Below are 17,911 nucleotides of genomic sequence, written 5' to 3'. Positions count from 1 at the left end.
AACTCAGGTTAAATACGATAATTGATAGGAATTGATTCAACCTTCGTCAGATCATGCCAAAGCAAATTAACTAAACCTATGCCAGCAATAACATCATGTTCATTACCTGAATATTGATAATGGACCATCACTATTTTTTTACTACGTGTTTTGGCAATCAATGTATCATCGGCAATTAGTACGCAAGGGCTTTTTTGTCTATAGAAGGTTCAACTAATCGCCATAGGTCTTTAGGTCTAAAACATCTACTTTTTAGCCATCGGCTAACAGTGTCATGAGATAAAGGCGATGGGCTTACTTCTGATAACGCTAAACCAGAGTATCTTAAACTGCTTACTTGTAAGAATGTTTTATAGATATCTTTAATACATGGATAACCCGACAAAATATGAACACCCTGATTTTTTCTTGTTTTTAAATTTATACTTCTTTTTTGGAGATTGCGAAACTCGTGTCTATTAGAAATTGGCCGTTATCTGTTGTTATCGTTTTTGGCGTGGCTATTTTGGCGTCTGATAATCCAACCTCAATTACGCAAAAAACGTGAAGCGGCGGAGAGTGCTAAAACGGCCGCTGATCTTGCCATAATAAGAGAGGCAAAACGCGCCGCTCAACAAAAAATTGAACATGACGAAGCCATGCGCCAGGAGCAGAAGCGTCAGCGTATCAACGCAGAAATGCAGACCAAACGGTTACGTGAAATGGTGCAAAAAATCCCCGCGTAATGGCGATGGTTGTTCGTAATTGGATGAGTGAAGAACTATGAGTTTTAATGGAATTGAAAAAAGTGCAGTTATGTTAATGTCTGTAGGTGAAGAGCTGGCTGCTGAAATTTTTAAACATTTGAATAGCGGTGAAGTACAAAAATTAAGTGTCGCCATATCAAATTTAGGCCAAATTTCTAACCATCAATTGACAGATATATTGTCTGAATTCGAAGAAAATGCCACCCAATATGCTGCAATTAATGTTAATACCAAAGATTACCTGAATTCAGTATTAATCAAAGCACTGGGTGAAGAACATGCTAATAGTTTATTAGAAGATATTTTTGAGACCAAGGAAACCGTCACTGGTATCGATAAACTGAACTTTATGGCACCCGAAGTAGCAACAGAGATGATCCGGGATGAACATCCGCAAATTATTGCCGCTACTTTAGTTCATTTAAAGCGCACCCAAGCTGCTGAAATTTTAGCGCTGTTGGATGAAGAATTACGTCATGATGTGGTATTGAGGATCGCAACCTTTGGTGGCATACAACCTTCCGCTTTAGCTGAGTTAACTGAAGTGCTTAATAGTTTACTCGATGAGCAAAATATTAAGCGAAGTAAAATGGGTGGTATCCGTACTGCAGCCGAAATCATCAATTTGATGAAAAGCCAGCAAGAAGAAATGGTTATTAGCGCCGTTAAAGAATATGACGATGAATTGGCGCAAAAAATCATCGCTGAAATGTTCTTGTTTGAGGATCTTATCGAAATGGACGATCGTTCGATGCAACGCCTGCTACAAGAGGCGGAAAACGATTCTCTGGTTATTGCATTAAAAAGTTGTTCACAGACTTTACGCGATCATTTCCTCAATAACATGTCACAACGTGCAACTGAAATCATGCGTGATGATCTCGATTCACAGCTCCCTGTTCGCCTATCTCAAGTGGAAACAGAACAAAAAAACAATCCTTTCTATTGTTCGCCGCTTGTCTGAAAATGGTGAGATTGCGTTGAATGGTGGTGATGATCGTTATGTCTAAAAAATCTCAATCGCGATGGCAGCCCTGACTGCCCGATGAAATTACCATTTGGGCAGATTTAAATCCTGCGATTAATCGCCTGCATGAAGAAGATGAAAATTCATCCGTTGAAGATAATGAAAAAGATGTTTTGAATAAAATCAACCAATTGGATGAATTAAAAGCGCAAGCTAAAGAAATCGGCTATCAGGAAGGGCTATCTGCAGAGCATCAAGCCGGCTTGGTGAAAGGCCAGCAAGAAGGTTATCAGATTGGCTATCAACAAGGTTTGACTGAAGGTCACCAGGCAGCGACTAATGAGGTCAAAAAAGAGTGGCCGCTATCACCCAACAATGGCAAGCACTACTAATTGAGCTTCGCCATTGTTTAGAAGGCTTAGACAGTATCATTGCCTCACGCTTAATGCAGATTGCCCTGCAGGCTGCCGGTCAACTATTAGGACAGCCGGCGGTTTGTGACGGTAGCGCGTTATTGAACCAAATTAGTCATTTTCTGCAACAAGATCCGCTATTGTCAGGCACTCGTCAACTGCACGTTAACCCTGCTGATCTGGCACTGATTGAATCACAACTAGGTATAACCTAACCACCAATGGCTGGCGTTTGATGCCAACGCCAGAATTACATCGATATGGTTGTAAAATTAGCACGGAAAACAGTGAGCTAGATGCCAGCATAGAAACCCGCTGGATTGAGTTTTGTCAGTTAATTATGCCAGAGAAATGCGCATGACGGCAAAACTTGCCCGCTGCTTAAGCCGAATAGATAGCTTTGAAAAGCAGATCAGCCAACTACAGTCAGTGCGTCACTATGGCAAATTAACCCGCGTAACGGGTTTAGTATTAGAAGCAACCGGTCTGCAAATGCCGTTAGGCGCCAATTGTTTAATAAAACGGCAACAGCGACAAGCCAGTGACGAAATTAGCTGTGAAGTGGTGGGTTTTAATGGCGACAAAATGCTGTTGATGCCTTACCAGGATCTAGAAGGGATTGTGCCTGGCGCTCAGGTTTATCAACTATCGGCGTCAGATAAGCAGCAAAATAGTGGTCAACAATTTCCCCTTGGCCCTGCGCTACTAGGTCGTGTGCTGGATGGTTTTGGTCAGCCATTAGATGGTAAGCCCTTGCCTACCATAGATACTTTCTCTTCTCTGGTTACCCCTCCTATTAATCCACTACAACGCGAACCGATTAATCACCCGCTTGATGTGGGAGTAAGAGCGATTAACAGTTTGTTGACGGTTGGTCGCGGCCAACGAATGGGACTATTTGCTGGTTCAGGGGTAGGAAAAAGTATTTTATTAGGCATGATGGCGCGTTATACCCAGGCTGACGTGATCGTTGTTGGCCTGATTGGTGAACGAGGTCGGGAAGTAAAAGACTTTATCGAAAATATTCTTGGTTCTGAAGGTTTACAACGCTCAGTGGTTATCGCTGCGCCGGCGGATGTCTTTCCCCTACTACGCTTACAGGGCGCCACTTACGCCACCCGGATCGCGGAAGACTTTCGTGATCGTGGTTTGCAGGTATTACTGATTATGGATTCGCTCACCCGTTATGCTATGGCACAACGTGAAATTGTACTAGCGATCGGTGAACCTCCTGCAACTAAAGGTTACCCGCCTTCAGTATTTGCCAAATTACCTTCGCTAATAGAGCGTGCCGGTAATGGTACTGAAAGTAGTGGTAGCATTACCGCTTTCTATACCGTGCTAACCGAAGGTGATGATCAACAAGATCCGATCGCTGATTCAGCGCGTGCTATTCTTGATGGACACATAGTACTATCACGTAGCCTGGCAGAAGCAGGGCATTATCCAGCTATTGATATTGAAGCCTCAATTAGTCGAGCAATGAATAGTCTTGTTGCTAAAAGCCATTTTTACCAGGCGCAACAGTTCAAACAGCTATTATCCCGTTATCAACGTAATCAAGATCTGATTAATGTTGGCGCTTATGCTACGGGTAGTGATCCGATCCTGGATCAAGCCATTCAGCTTTATCCCCATTTGCAGCAATTTTTACGCCAGGATTGCGATCAATACTGTTCAAGGGAGACTTCCCACCAACAGCTTTGTCAGTTATTTCCTGCGACTAGTTCTGAAAACCCTAGTGAGGAACCATGAAGCAAACAAACTCCTTCGCACTATTACATAATTTAAGCCATAACGACAGCCACCAGGCGGCGCTACAGTTATCGCATATTCAGCGGCAACATCAACAAATGCAACAACAGCTAATACAATTGCTACAGTACCAAGATGAATATCGCCAACAGCTTAATAGCATACTCCACCAAGGAACTTCTTCCGCAATATTACAAAATTATCAGCAGTTTTTACTGACGCTTGAACAAACGATCACGCAACATCAACAACAGGTAGTTAGCTGGCAGCAGCGTGAAACGATCGCCAAAAAAAATTGGCAGGGAAAACAGCAAAAAACTAACGCCTTCAATAAGCTACAACAACGTAGTGAACGTTTACAGAAAAAACAGGCTGATTTTATTGAACAAAAACAAATAGATGAAATAGCACGACGTGCCGTTTTAAGGACATCATAATGATAAATACATCGGTAACATTTAGCGCTGGCGCGCACTCATCTAAGCAACAGTTATCATCACCAACAGAACATGCTGCCAATTTTGCTCACATGCTAACTAACTATTCATCACCAGCAAAAGAGAAAAACCCACCAGACAGCGCTAACTCAGATCTGGCCCAACAAGAAAATGAATTATCGGCTATCAATGGCTTTTTAGCGGATGAAGTCACTGCACAAATCAACGACAGCGCCGACTTATCCCTTGAGCAAGAATTGACAATGTTAACTGATAATCAACTTATTGATCAACTACCGATTTCACTGACAACCATAGCCTCGCAGCTAAAGCAGGAAAATAGTCCCGCATCTTTATCAGAAGAATTACCCGAGCAGACTAATACACGAGTTTCGCACAGGCGTATAAAATACTAGAAATGGCTTAAAATCGATGATTAATCTTCAAGTTACTAAAATACATAAATTTTATTAAATTACAATAAGTTGCTTTTGATTTATAAGATTCTGTCTATTTATATATTATGCTGGATTAAACTTAAAGATAGAGCGTTTATTTATTGGTGCGAAACTCGTGTAATAGCGAAACATTAACTGATGATATTGAGCAGCGGGATAAAAACCTTAGTTTAAAACATCTTACTCTGCTATCAACCACAAATAATCCCTCAATTGACTTTCCTCTGTCCAATATATCATCGCCGTTTGTTAAACCGGACGCCACCCAATCTCAGTCATAATTGACTAAACAGGATATAGCGCCATTGCAGTCATTACTGGCAAAACAAGGCGTCTCGCCATCTGAAGCATTATTACCACCAATTCAGGCTAATATCGCTGCCACAAGCCAGACTCTGGCAATAGAAAACCCAGCACTAGCTACTGGATCGATAACCAATAATACCACGATATCATTAACATCCTTAATCCCAAACTCAACAACATTAAGTCACTCAATTTCACCTACCATCAATTCTATTACCTTGGCTACCCCGATTGATCATCCTGAATGGGGACAAAAATTTAGTGAGCAGATCTTATTTCTCAGTCGTCATGGTTCACAACAAGCGGAGCTACGGCTTTATCCCGAAGAATTAGGCAACCTACAGATCCAACTTAAAGTTTTCGATGATAAAGCTCAACTCTCTATTGTTGCGGCTAACCAACAAGTCCGTCAGGTTATTGAAACAAATCTGCCTCAGTTACGTCATGCATTATCAGAACAAGGCATAGAACTGGGTCAAACACATGTTGGTGATCAGCATAATAAGCAACATAGTGATGAAAATAGTCAACCGTTCACATCACCATCATCAATCGCTGATGATCGACAGCAACAGACAAAAGATGATGCATTAGTCAGATCCCAACCAATTATGCAGACCGCCATAACAACCGGTATTGATATATTTGCTTAAATTTATTAGCCATCTTTATTATTTTGACAGGGGAAAATTTCCCCTACTATTTTCAACATTTATCAATGGCAAAATAACCTCCCATTTTTATTGTTTTATTCCTCCGTCAAAATATTCATTGAGCAGGATAATTATATCGAAATGCAGAAACAGGGATAACACGTTAATTGATAATAGTTTCATTATCCCAAGTAAAATCAAAAGGAATTACCTGTCTATGTCCAAGTCTCAACGTCAAGGAAAACGCATAAGTCGGATCATGCTAACCATTATCGCGTTACTCTTAAATATTAAGTTGTTTTATTGCTGGCTACTGTTGGTGACTATACCAAATAAAAAAACAGGATGAATATCAACCAGCAAAAAGAACCCTGGTGATCCCGGTATTTATGTCCCTAGGGGCGTTTACGGTTAATCTGATTGATAATGATAAACGCGATCGCGTGTTGTATGTGGAAATTACTTTACGCCTTACCGATGAAGAGACACGTACACGAGTTTCGCAATCTCCAAAAAAGAAGTATAAATTTAAAAACAAGAAAAAATCAGGGTGTTCATATTTTGTCGGGTTATCCATGTATTAAAGATATCTATAAAACATTCTTACAAGTAAGCAGTTTAAGATACTCTGGTTTAGCATTATCAGAAGTAAGCCCATCGCCTTTATCTCATGACACTGTTAGCCGATGGCTAAAAAGTAGATGTTTTAGACCTAAAGACCTATGGCGATTAGTTGAACCTTCTATAGACAAAAAAAGCCCTTGCGTACTAATTGCCGATGATACATTGATTGCCAAAACACGTAGTAAAAAAATAGAGATGGTCCATTATCAATATTCAGGTAATGAACATGATGTTATTGCTGGCATAGGTTTAGTTAATTTGCTTTGGCATGATCTGACGAAGGTTGAATCAATTCCTATCAATTATCGTATTTATGATAAAGATTCTGATGGAAAAACAAAAAACACGCACTTTTCCGAAATGCTCACTCTTGCTAAAAAAAGAGGGATCATGCCAGAAGCCGTAGTGATGGATGCTTGGTATTCTAGCCTGGATAACCTGAAATCAATTCGCTCTCATGGTTGGATCTGGGTAACCACGCTGAGGAAAAATAGGATTGTTAACCATAACAAACAACTGAACAAGTTAGACATCTCAGAAGAAGGAACGTCAATACACTTGCGAGGATATGGTTCGGTAACCGTTTTCAAATTTACAGCCAAAAACGGCCGTATTGATTACATAGTAACAAACAAAGAGAATCCCACCCGTCAATACCTCAAATCTATCATGGATGCCCGTTGGTCTGTTGAAGTTTATCATCGAGAAGTTAAACAAAACTGTGGTATTGAACGCTGTCAGGCTCGCACGAGCCGAGCGCAAAGAAATCATATTTTTCTCGCTATTTCTGCGTGGTTTGAACAACATAAACGTCGTATATCTGAAAAAATAACCCTTTATCAACAAAATTGGGACGTAATCAAAAGTGCTATTACTGAGCAAATCCGTGTTTTATTAGCGTACCCAAATTAGTTTTGTGCGAAACTCGTGACGTAAACGCCTACATGATTTTATGCCTGAAGTACGCAGTCGAATATTACTGTTGTTATCCCGCCAAAAAGCGACTGAGTTAGTAACAGAAGCCGGCAAGATCCACCTAATGTCTGAAATTAAACAGGCATTAAGACCGACTTTTGAATCTGAATTAGAAGAGTCTAAGCAAATTATTACCGATGTATTATTCACAACATTTATTTTACGATAAATCCCATGAGCGAGAATTTTCTTTCACAAACAGAGGGTGATGCCCTGTTAAATGATGCTCCAGCTGGTAATCCTGTTGTCAGCAACGCGAAAAAAATCATCTACAGCTAAAATGGATATCCATCCTTACAATGCGAATACCCAAAGACGTACTGTCCGCGAGCGACTGCAATCCCTGGAAATGATCAACGAGCATTTTGCCCGTCAATTTCGGATGAAATTATTTAATCTCATGCGCTACAGCCCGGATATTACAGTCGGTTCAATAAAAATTGAGCCTTTCTGTGATTTTGCCGACAATCTGCCTGCGATGAGTAACTTTAACCTGATCCAACTAAAGCCACTGAACGGAACCGCCCTTTTCACTTTTGAAACTAATTTAGTTTCTATTGCGGTTGATAATCTGTTCGGTGGAGATGGCCGATTTACCACCGCTATTGATGAGCAGGAATTTACCCATACCGAACAGCGCATTATTGATAAAATGGTAGAGTTAGCACTCGATGCCTATAGTGATGCATGGCAAATTGTTCACAAAATCCAGGCAATCTATATTCGTTCTGAATCACAGGCAAAATTTACTAATATTACCTCTTCACCTAATGATATCGTCATTACTACTCCATTTTTAATGGAGATTAACAATATGATCGGTGAATTTAATATTTGCATTCCTTTTTCTATGATCGAACCTCTTTATGAACAATTAACCAACCCGCCAGTTGAAAAGATGAAACAAGATGGCGGCGTCTAGATGAACGGTTGGGTTAAACAGGTTAAATATTCTGAATTAGAGTTAATTGCTAATTTAGTTGAACATCCAACGCGACTGTCTAATATCCTCAAACTGCAAGAAGGGGATGTGATCCCTATTGAAAAACCTGAACGTCTTATGGTCCATGTCGATGGTGTGCCCGTGCTAACCAGTAAATATGGAACATTGAATGGGCAATATGCTCTTCGTGTCGAACATCTTATTAATCCAGTTTTAAACGCTCAGGAAGAGGAGCAAAACCATGAGTGACACCAACGATTTTACTGAAAATCAAGCTAACACTTCTGCTGAAGATATCTGGATAGAAACCATTGCTCAGCAATCTAAACCGCCGAAACCAGGCGATAATGGGCCGGCTATCTTTGATAATTTGGAAATGCAAAATATTGAAAATCAATTTTCAGATATCAACATGATTATGGATATCCCGGTAAAACTCACTGTTGAGTTAGGACGTACCAAAATGACTATCAAAAAACTATTAACCTTGACGCAAGGTTCGGTTGTTTCACTCGATGGTTTGGCTGGTGAAGCGTTAGATATTCTGATCAATAGCTATTTGATCGCACAAGGTGAAGTGGTAGTGGTCTCAGAAAAATATGGCATTCGTATTACTGATATTATTACTCCATCAGAACGCATGCGTAGGTTGAGTCGATAAATTATGCCAGCCTATTCGTCTTTTTTCATATCTGGCGCGGCTGATAGCGTGGCCCCTTTATTAAAAGGGGGCGCTACGCCCAATAGTCCAATGCTTTCAGGCAGTAGCATGTTAAATGAAATGAGCAGTTCCTTATTACTAATTATTGGCTAATTACGTTATGGCTAGTGCGCCGTTTTTTACCTAAGCGTTATCTACTCACTGGCACAAACGCCATCAAGGTAATAGATAACTATTCATTAGGTAGTTACCTAACAAAAATAAAATATTTATATATCAATTGCTTAAAAAAATATAGCTCATTTAATATACGTATTTACACGCGAAAATAAGCGATTTCACTCACTATAAATCAATTACTTGCAGCTTATAGTGAGTTCCTAATTTTGACTGAAATCTCAGTTTAAATTTACCCTCTTTTTTAATCCCCAAACCACTTTAACCATTCGTTTCATTACGGAGAAATAGTTATGTCTAAATTAGTTGTTATTGAAAATACCGTTGTTCGTCAAGATGCTTTCGGGCGGTATTGTCTGAATGATTTACATCGTGCTGCCGTTGCGCAAGGTAAAGCGACAGAATCTCAGCGCCCATCAAACTTCCTTAAATCAGAAGGAGTAAGTAATTTTGTACAAAAAGCAAGCGAAGCTACGAAAATAGCTTCGGTCAATATCATCAAAGGTGGCCTTGAATCTGGCAGCTGGGCTGTTGAAATTATCGCCATTCGATATGCAGCATGGATAGACCCCGCTTTTGAAGTTCAAGTTTATGAGCGGTTCAGGGATTCGGTAAAAAGCAATAACGGGGTACTTGTCGAAAAAGTACAAGCTGGCTTGGCCATGATCGCTTTTTACAAGCAGGAGCTACGTATCGCCCCTTCTGGTCTACTTGGCGCGATGAAAAAGCTACAGTCATCGCTTGGTATGCCGGATATATTGCCAGCTTACGTTATTGATGCACCAGAAGGGAGTTTAACGGGTTCAAGCGAAGTGACGCATTCTTTTACGGAGCTTTTATTGCTTCATGGCAAACCCTATACGGCACAATCTGGTTATCGGCGGCTACAACTGCTAGGACTTGCTGAACGTAAATCACGCCCGAGCGGTAAGCATCCTGATAAAGAAAAACTATTCTGGTCATTGACAGAAAAAGGATTACAGTTTGGTAAAAATCTAACTGACCCTAATAATCCCCGTCAGACTCAACCCCATTTCTACGATAACCAGTTTCCTAGATTGTTAGGTGTAATGATGAACGGGATTGCAGCATAATAACCATTGACGAAAGAAGAAATCATGCGCTATAGTTTATTTGCATCTGATAAATCAGATGTCGGGATTGGAAACCCCGTGTTAGTAACCGCGACATGTACACACCGCGAGCGCGCTTTTTAGTGTCGTAAATCTAGCCACAATTCAATGGTGGGCTGGATGGGGCAGCTGAAAAGCTGGCCGGCGGTTACTCCGGTAGTTTCCAACCCTGTTCAGTTCACCACCCAACGAGATTGGAAACCTCTAGGTGGTGGTAAAATAAAGTAACCATCGGAGGTCTTATGACACTTCAATTATCTACTATTAATCCAAAAGTTACTGTTCACAATGGCAAAGCTATTACTAATTCTAGAGATGTCGCCGATTACTTTGGCAAACGTCACGATGATATTTTAAAGAAACTGCGTAACATTGACTCTTCAGCAGAATTTAACGCCCGCAATTTTGCGGAGGTTAATTATATCGACGCAAAAGGTGAAAAACGTCCCATGTACCAAATGACCAAAGATGGCTTCGTATTCTTGGTTATGGGATTTACTGGCAAAAAAGCAGCTGCATTTAAAGAAGCCTACATTGCTGAATTTAACCGCATGGAAGCAGAGTTACATTCTGTACCAAAATACCAACCCGAAGCTCACGAAAAGTTCAGTAATAAAGATACGCAAAATCTCGCTCGTATCATTGCGCTGATGACTCAAAACTTTCGTTTCAGAGATGCATGGAATAATGCTATCTGGTATGCACTAAGAGAAGTCACCGGCATTCCCTCACCCTATCCGATGGAAGTACGGCTAGTCCCTTCTATCGCTTCTGAGTGTGAGCGTATCTGGCATGTAACGGAAGAGCTTCAAGATAAAATAGCCGATGCAGAGAAATTAGCAATTAAACAGATTATCCGCAAACGCGAAAATGCAGATAGAGTTATTGCTGAGATAGAAACTCTGTTATCTCAGACTACACAGGATAACCAGTTAATGCTAAATGGTGCCCTTTCAAACTGGCATAAAGCGGAATTGACCCATTTCCTCCAACGCTGCTAATAGGATGCCCCTTGAATGGGGTAATTGAGAAAAGATAAAAGTCCCCAGCGTTTTTCTGGGGACTGTTGTAAAACTTAACAGGATTACCACTCAAAATTAAATGACGAGTTATACATCACATGATTACCGCCAGAATAAGCAACCCCCGCTTTAACGGCGGCATTTTCAGTGATACGGTAGCCTGTACCAACCGCCAGGGCCTGAGAAGCACCATATCCCCCAATACTTGCCGTCAAATTCACTTTACCGACCCCATAAGGCTGGAAAAGTCCGGTCAGCGCCGCAGAGGTCGCGAGTCCTCGTTCAATTTTCGTGTTAGTTTTCGATAACTTATCCTCAAGATGATTTATCCGTGAGCTGTTTTTTTGCGCCAGTTGGCTTGCATAATTGGCAGCTGTTCTGACCGTGTTTAATTGAGAAACATTCACTGCATCACTGTTTCTTGCACCACTAGCCACACCGCTTATCACTCTGTCACCCTGCTTGCCAGAGACAAAAATTTGACTGCCTTCTAACTCCTTGCCAATATACATTGTCCCATCGGAACTCTGAGTAATTTTCCCGTCTACCAATGATGCCTCTCTTTTTAGTCGTTTAACGAGTAAATCAGCGCTATTTTCATGCATTTTTACACTTGTCAAGGCACCATAAACATTATCACGGTGTTTCTCAGTTTCCTTTAGCGCTAGATTAGCATTATCACGGTGTTGAGTTGTTACATCCAATGCATCCTTAGCATCATTTTTGATTTTGTCTACTTCGCCGATTCTCTCATCAACGTCCCGTTTTACTTTATTTAATTGATAAAGATTAACCGCATCAGTGTCTTCAGTACCAGATGCAACATTAGTGATTTGACTCAATATTACATTCGTGCCAGCAGTGCTACTCTTATTATCTTGAACAACAGAACCCATAGAGAACTCTCTAATTAATGCATCTTTATAAGGAAGTTGTTTTCTTAATGTATCAGTTATATCTCTGGTATATTCTCTTTGTGCTATTGATTTTGAGCCAACTGCAATTGAGTCTTTACCAGTTGCCTTACTTGCTCCACCAATAGCAGTGCTTGCGTATCCGGAAGCTTCGGCTGCTGAACCTAATGCAGATGAAAGGTGATTGGCTGCTTTACTGTTTACGCCAATGCTGGTACTTTCTTCACCGTAAGCTTCGGCTCTTCTACCTAATGCAGATGAAAAGTGAGCGGTGGCTTTACTTCCTTCACCAATAGCAGTGCTTGCGTATCTGGAAGCTTCGGCTCTTGTACCTAATGCTAATGAAAATTTACAGGTGGCTTTACTTCCTTCACCAATAGCAGTGCTTGCGTATCCGGAAGCTTCGGCTTTTGCACCTAATGCTGATGAAAACTTACCGGTGGCTTTACTTGCTTCACCAATAGCAGTGCTTCCGGGTTGGGAAGCTTCGGCTCTTTCACCTAATGCTGATGAAAACTTACCGGTGGCTTTACTTTGCCTACCAATAGCAGTGCTTGCGAATCCGGAAGCTTCGGCTCCTTCACCTAATGCTGATGAAAACGTACCGGTGGCTTTACTTTCTTCACCAATAGCAGTGCTTGCGTATCCGGAAGCTTCGGCTGTTGTACCCAATACTGATGAAAACTCACCCTTGGTTTTAACTTCTTCAGCGTTAACATTTGCCAGAATTCCCATAATCGCACAGGCTAGTATAGTCGTTTTCTTCACTTTATCTCCATTTTTTGATTTATTTAACTAAATAAAACTGATATTTAGAAGTAAATGCCGCATGGGTATTTAGTTTTCCATAAATCTAATACAAAAATAAAATGAATTATTTTGATCGATTCGATCGATTTTTTAATGTGAAAAGTTGTTTACCACACCCGCTATCCCATGATAGGGTTTAATCAACTAACGAAATTTTCGAGTAAGAAGGAAAGTCTTTTTGATGTTCAATGTATCCGATTTTCAGATAAAAATTTTTGTGAAGGGCTATTTCGCTTTCAATCTTTGCTGCTGCTCCCAAATTGAATCAACGGGCATTTGCACCCGCACGTCTAACCATGTCGAGGGTGGGATATCAACTTGCTCACCGTCAGCGTAATAAACTGGTTTGCCGTCAATAATTTCTTTAATTCGCCAGTTTTGAAAATCTTTAGGTAAATGGGTGTGTTGTCGGTGAAATGTTTGAATCTCAATATCACCATTGGATAAGATTTTGTCTCTGACGTAGATAAGTTCTAATCCATTAATATCTTTAGGGATTGATATTCCGCCATTCACACCCCATGCTCCATCAGCGTTATAACCCATGACGCCGGAAATAAAATAGCTGCCAATTCCAGTTCGTCGGACTCTTGCCCCTTCTGATTCTTCGTTGGTTTCAAAACTACCATCGGGATGGATTTTTACTATCGGCGAGGCTCTTTTAAAAAAACCGTTAGCATCCGCTATCATTTTTGGAATGTCTGACAATAAAGCAAATGTTCCATCTTTATCTGGAAAATAAGTGGCTACGCTAAGCCTATTATTACGTATAAAACCACGTTTAGATGAACGGACATAGACTAAATCATAACCCTCTTTAGCATCGCCTAACCATATAACTGAGTCACCGGTAGAATGTGAGACACTTATTTTTCCAGCTCTAAGTTGTTCATTTGAATCTTTTTTCGCAAGAATATCAGTGGATGCTTTTTGACTCATGACTTTATCAGTAGCATTACCTACTGCTTGCAAAACGCTATTTTTATCAAATTTATCTGCGACGGTTTTGTTTATGTCTTCTACGCTTTTTTTGTCCGCGGGACTTTCTAGTGCTGTTTTTATCTCTTCAACACTGCTTGCATCAGCTTTTCCTTCCACTAGCGCTTGTAGCGCTTTAATTGACGCTAACTTGACTGTTTTACCGCTCGGCAACGTGATTTCAACGACACCATTATCCCCCATCCACAAATCCATGTTTTGCAAAAAATAGAGGATGTAAGTGTTAGCGGCAACCAGTGCGCGTGCAGCGTCAGAATTATTATTGGGTTCAGTGAGATTAATGCTGTAAGTGGTCTCTGTTGCGCTAAAAGTCGGCTTATCTGCTAACGTTAATTCAGTCACGAGTTTCGCACGGGCATATAAAATTCTAGAAATGGCTTCAGAACAGTAATTAATCTGTAACTTGCTAAGACGTATAAATTTACTTAAATTACAATAAGTTATTTTTAATTTATGAGATTTTTTCTATTTATATATTATGCTGAATTAAACTTAAAAATAGAGCGTTTTTTTATTGGTGCGAAACTCGTGTCAGTATCACTGTTGACTGCCAATATCATGTAAGGATAATTCACGTCACCATTTTTAATCAACATTAACATGCCGGGTGATATGAGTGGATTATTGCTATTCCATTTGGTGCCTGAGCCTTTTACAATAGAAGACCCTGACACTATTGTGACTGTGCCATCTGAATAAATCATAATTTTTCTCTAGAAGTAAAGATCGAAGTCAATAACGTATGAGGGAGTGCTATAAGTGATATCATCAATGGCTGATGTATCCACAAATACCCATTCAAGATTTCTTCCCTGCTCAATAGTTATTTTATTTCCTTGAAAACGATAACCGCCTGCTTTGCAATATGTCCAGCCCTGATAGACGCGATCTATCATTTCTGCACATTCATTTGCTTGTAACATTGGGCGTGCAAATGGCGCCGTTACTCCCCATTGGGTTAATGTTATATTAGCGCCTACTAAAAACGGCAAATAATGCGATGAATAACTTAGTGTGCCTTTTGTATTATAAATATGTAGGCCGTAATCCGCGGGTACTAGCGTAAAATCCGTCGTGAATACCAGTACGTAAACATCTGTTTTCGCATTGCTATAAATATTTTTATTGTCTCTAGCGATAGAAACAACTGCATTTTGATTTGTTGGTCTAATAAAAACGAGACTTTTACCAATACTTGGAACAGTGTTAGGGATTTTATAAGTGCCATTAGCACTTATCGATATTTTCTTTCTAAAAACACAATACCCTAACTTTGATTGCTGAGTTATTGCTACTGCATTGCCTAAACCACCCATAAATAATCCATAGTCACCCCTCGTTGCTTGTTTTGGATAGCCATAAACATCTATTTTATACACATTTTCGTACTGTTCACCGTACAAAAATGTTCCTCGCTCTGAAACCCCTCCGCCTCTGCCACCCCAAAACCAGTGAATACCCCAACGATCCCAATTGCACTTTAATTGATTTCCTTCAACTCCTATATTTTCAAGTCTCAGTTGACGTACAGCATAACTCCTGGATACTTGATAAAGTCTAGATATGACTTTAGGGACGATGATTAGATTATATTTATCTGCCTCAGGAATGGTGAAGCTATGATCTCTTTTTTTTAGATCGTGGTTATTTGTACTTAAAAGTTTTGTCAGTATTCGACTTTTACTGGTTATTTCAAAGGTTTTAAAACCGTCTTTCAAATCAACAAACAAACCGTAATCTGACATTATGGCCTCCTGCCTAATTTTATTACGCCACCAGAAGTGGGATAAACGGCAAGCCCTGTGTTATCCAACACAATTTTTGAGGCGTCACCCATAATTTTAAAGTCTTTATTAATGAGTAAGCGATTAAACTCTGCGATACCTGTTTCACTATCTATCTTGAAACCCGTGTTTCCCGCCTGATAATTTTTTGACTGAATAACAGAGCCGATTAATAATTCTTCAATCGTTCCTTTATCAATAAATATTGTGCGTAAAAAAACCTGACCGTTTTTGATGGCAAAAACCGGCTCCATCTTGCCATTAGCCGGATTGTATACGATGAATGTTTGGGCGCTAAAGCCAATTTGTGTGCTGACTTTACCGTTTTTAAGCTCAGCACCAATCACCATGCCTGCATCATAAGAGACGCCGTCATAAACAATCTTGACTAACGATGTCCAGGTTGCAGAAGCCTCACCCTTTTTCATGTCATATTTGGCTTGTAGCGAGTTTTGCGCGGCTGCCCAGGACTTATCTGCTGTCGCTCTGACCTGATGGATAGATTCAGCCAAGGCTTTAGTCTCGGTTACCACATAATTGTCAACCCTGACAATTTCCGCCTTAATCTTGCCATTTTGACGCATGAAATACTGCGTATTGCCGTTAAGTCCCTTCGCGTTTTCCAGTATCGCTTCTGTGCTACTGTCTATCCCTTTCTTTAGCTGCTTAATCGCTTCCGTATCGTTAATTTTTTTATCAATTTCATCAATGATACTGCTGGCATCGAATTCTGACTCACCCCGCACAAATTCTGTCCACGGTGACGGGTTACCGGATTTATCAACGAGTCTTGCGCGAAAATAAAAGACTGTCCCTGCGGCCAACCCTGACATTTCATGGCTTTTTGACGGATAAGGGATATCAGCCAGTAACATCAAGCCTTCACCGTCATTCGTTTCGCTGTACTGAATCTCTGTTTTTAACGTATCTTCCGTATTTTCGTTGAATCCCCAGTCTAACTTAATCCCAAACACCAACGTGGAAGCTCTGAAGTTAACAGGTGTAGGGGGTTCGCCTTCCTTACCTTTCAGTATTGTCTCAGGCGCATTCGCCCAGATTGATGAGATATCCGATGAGTTTATGGCTCTTACCCTTACCTGATAACGTCCGGCATATATCCCTTGAACTTCAAAACTGGATGTAGATGTTCGAGGTATACTTACCCAGTTATTATTTCCTCTTCGCCATTGCGCCTCATAGGCAATCGCATTTTCTGTGGCATCCCAGTCAGCGCTTAACGTTGTAACAGCAATCCCTTGACTGATTTGGGTATAAGCAGAGATATGTACGTTCTTCGGGGGTAATTGGACACCAGGGGGGATAACAGTAATTGGTCTTTTATCAATCCTGACGCCCGAATCAACATGCGCATATTTATCTGGATTATGGAAAGTCCCCGTGAGGGTATATGTATTATCGGCGTTGTCCTGAAGGCTAATTACGCGATAAAGCTGAATCGCCAAGTCATTGGCATCTACTGTCCAAACCGCATTTTTTTCAATCGGTTGAGAATAACGGGCTGTTACAGTGATAATATTGTCGTTAACCGTCTGGACGGTTCTTGCTTCTGATTTTCCATCGGGTAAGTTAATGATAAGTCTGTCACCCGATTTAACATCTGCCTGCCTGTCGAGCGTAATTTTTCTCTCATCAACAGATGAAATCCTGCCACCAATAATTCGCCCTGCAAGATTTGCATCCGCTACCCCTATAATCTGTCCAGGCGTTGGAATAGCCCCTTCAAGCCCTGTTGAAAAGGTAATCGTCCTGTCATAAGCATTCGTTAATAATATCCAGCGTCCACGTCGGTTTGCTTCTGATTGCCGAGTGCAACCCATCGCCGAAATATCCGTTTTACGCACACCATAACGGCGCTGCAGTTTGCTATCAGAGACCGCCTCAATCCCATCATGACTGTGATTATCGGCATCCGAATAGGAAACCAGCACCTGCGTATAACGGTTTTGCTGACTACCGCCTGAATATGTCACCTTTCCATCGACGATATTCGCTTGCGTGAAAATCCGAAAGACATCCGAGGGCATATCAGCCACCGCTTTGACAGAATTATCCGCCCAAAAAGTCATGCCTCTAAAAATGCCCGCAATATCACGCAATACCTGATAAGCCGATT

At 40.7% G+C, this 17,911-nt stretch carries 17 protein-coding genes and 5 pseudogenes; 17 read left to right on the top strand and 5 right to left on the bottom strand.

Annotated elements, in window-relative coordinates:
* Positions 1–11: 11 nt before the first annotated feature.
* Positions 12–385: pseudogene (locus V3224_RS29695) on the bottom strand (IS701 family transposase); the annotation flags it as partial.
* 55 nt (positions 386–440) lie between these two features.
* On the opposite strand from V3224_RS29695, the gene V3224_RS02470 reads away from it, so the two are divergent.
* From V3224_RS02470 to V3224_RS02390, 17 genes and pseudogenes are all read left to right on the top strand, one after another.
* Positions 441–725, top strand: a complete 285-nt coding sequence (locus V3224_RS02470; protein WP_334468332.1) for a hypothetical protein — start codon at positions 441–443, stop codon at positions 723–725.
* Between the two features lie 37 nt (positions 726–762).
* A pseudogene (gene fliG, locus V3224_RS02465) lies at positions 763–1,756 on the top strand (flagellar motor switch protein FliG).
* A gap of 130 nt (positions 1,757–1,886) precedes the next feature.
* Positions 1,887–2,105 carry a hypothetical protein gene (locus V3224_RS02460; RefSeq protein WP_334468330.1) on the top strand — a complete coding sequence of 73 codons (219 nt, stop codon included), beginning with the start codon at positions 1,887–1,889 and terminating at the stop codon, positions 2,103–2,105.
* Complete coding sequence (locus V3224_RS02455; protein ID WP_334468329.1) at positions 2,069–2,341, top strand: FliH/SctL family protein; 273 nt, start codon at positions 2,069–2,071, stop codon at positions 2,339–2,341. The genes V3224_RS02460 and V3224_RS02455 overlap by 37 nt, the downstream gene beginning before the upstream one ends.
* 20 nt (positions 2,342–2,361) lie before the next feature.
* A complete protein-coding gene (locus tag V3224_RS02450) occupies positions 2,362–2,487 on the top strand; it encodes a FliH/SctL family protein (protein ID WP_334468327.1) in 126 nt (41 codons plus the stop codon).
* Complete coding sequence (gene fliI, locus V3224_RS02445) at positions 2,484–3,881, top strand: flagellar protein export ATPase FliI (RefSeq protein ID WP_334468326.1); 1,398 nt, start codon at positions 2,484–2,486, stop codon at positions 3,879–3,881. Before V3224_RS02450 ends, fliI begins: the two co-directional genes overlap by 4 nt.
* Positions 3,878–4,318, top strand: coding sequence for a flagellar export protein FliJ (fliJ, locus tag V3224_RS02440; RefSeq protein WP_334468325.1), 441 nt, complete (start codon positions 3,878–3,880; stop codon positions 4,316–4,318). The genes fliI and fliJ overlap by 4 nt, the downstream gene beginning before the upstream one ends.
* On the top strand, positions 4,318–4,734 hold the full coding sequence (locus tag V3224_RS02435) for a hypothetical protein (RefSeq protein WP_334468324.1): 417 nt from the start codon (positions 4,318–4,320) through the stop codon (positions 4,732–4,734). The genes fliJ and V3224_RS02435 overlap by 1 nt, the downstream gene beginning before the upstream one ends.
* Before the next feature lie 146 nt (positions 4,735–4,880).
* The gene (locus V3224_RS02430; protein ID WP_334468323.1) at positions 4,881–5,057 is read left to right on the top strand and encodes a hypothetical protein; all 177 of its coding nucleotides are present in this window, start codon (positions 4,881–4,883) and stop codon (positions 5,055–5,057) included.
* A gap of 24 nt (positions 5,058–5,081) precedes the next feature.
* Positions 5,082–5,735: a flagellar hook-length control protein FliK gene (locus V3224_RS02425; protein ID WP_334468321.1), complete on the top strand. Its 654-nt coding sequence runs from the start codon at positions 5,082–5,084 to the stop codon at positions 5,733–5,735.
* A gap of 377 nt (positions 5,736–6,112) precedes the next feature.
* Positions 6,113–6,238, top strand: a pseudogene (gene fliL, locus V3224_RS29690) (flagellar basal body-associated protein FliL); the annotation flags it as partial.
* A 58-nt stretch (positions 6,239–6,296) separates the two neighbouring features.
* A complete protein-coding gene (locus tag V3224_RS02415) occupies positions 6,297–7,271 on the top strand; it encodes an IS701 family transposase (protein WP_334468317.1) in 975 nt (324 codons plus the stop codon).
* A gap of 19 nt (positions 7,272–7,290) precedes the next feature.
* Positions 7,291–7,503 (top strand): annotated as a pseudogene (locus tag V3224_RS02410) (flagellar basal body-associated FliL family protein); the annotation flags it as partial.
* 5 nt (positions 7,504–7,508) lie between these two features.
* Positions 7,509–8,526 (top strand): annotated as a pseudogene (gene fliM / locus V3224_RS02405) (flagellar motor switch protein FliM).
* Positions 8,519–8,938 carry a flagellar motor switch protein FliN gene (fliN, locus tag V3224_RS02400; protein ID WP_334468315.1) on the top strand — a complete coding sequence of 140 codons (420 nt, stop codon included), beginning with the start codon at positions 8,519–8,521 and terminating at the stop codon, positions 8,936–8,938. Before fliM ends, fliN begins: the two are co-directional and overlap by 8 nt.
* A 470-nt stretch (positions 8,939–9,408) precedes the next feature.
* Positions 9,409–10,209: a KilA-N domain-containing protein gene (locus V3224_RS02395; RefSeq protein WP_334468313.1), complete on the top strand. Its 801-nt coding sequence runs from the start codon at positions 9,409–9,411 to the stop codon at positions 10,207–10,209.
* A 281-nt stretch (positions 10,210–10,490) separates the two neighbouring features.
* Positions 10,491–11,249 carry a Rha family transcriptional regulator gene (locus tag V3224_RS02390; protein ID WP_334468311.1) on the top strand — a complete coding sequence of 253 codons (759 nt, stop codon included), beginning with the start codon at positions 10,491–10,493 and terminating at the stop codon, positions 11,247–11,249.
* An 83-nt stretch (positions 11,250–11,332) separates the two neighbouring features.
* Here V3224_RS02390 and V3224_RS02385 read toward each other — a convergent pair whose 3' ends face one another.
* From V3224_RS02385 to V3224_RS02370, 4 genes are all read right to left on the bottom strand, one after another.
* Entirely contained in the window at positions 11,333–12,952 is a 1,620-nt protein-coding gene (locus tag V3224_RS02385) for a YadA-like family protein (protein WP_334468309.1), read from the bottom strand.
* Between the two features lie 267 nt (positions 12,953–13,219).
* Positions 13,220–14,335, bottom strand: a complete 1,116-nt coding sequence (locus V3224_RS02380; RefSeq protein ID WP_334468307.1) for a phage tail fiber protein — start codon at positions 14,333–14,335, stop codon at positions 13,220–13,222.
* A 371-nt stretch (positions 14,336–14,706) separates the two neighbouring features.
* On the bottom strand, positions 14,707–15,738 hold the full coding sequence (locus V3224_RS02375) for a DUF6453 family protein (RefSeq protein ID WP_334468305.1): 1,032 nt from the start codon (positions 15,736–15,738) through the stop codon (positions 14,707–14,709).
* A partial coding sequence (locus tag V3224_RS02370) for a host specificity protein J (protein ID WP_334468303.1) occupies positions 15,738–17,911 on the bottom strand: 2,174 nt, incomplete at its 5' end. The genes V3224_RS02375 and V3224_RS02370, both read right to left, overlap by 1 nt.

Source organism: Arsenophonus sp. PmNCSU2021_1 (genome assembly GCF_036919435.1).
Lineage (GTDB): Bacteria > Pseudomonadota > Gammaproteobacteria > Enterobacterales > Enterobacteriaceae > Arsenophonus > Arsenophonus nilaparvatae.
Note: the sequence above shows the minus strand (reverse complement) of the source record. Positions and strands in the feature narration are given on the sequence as shown.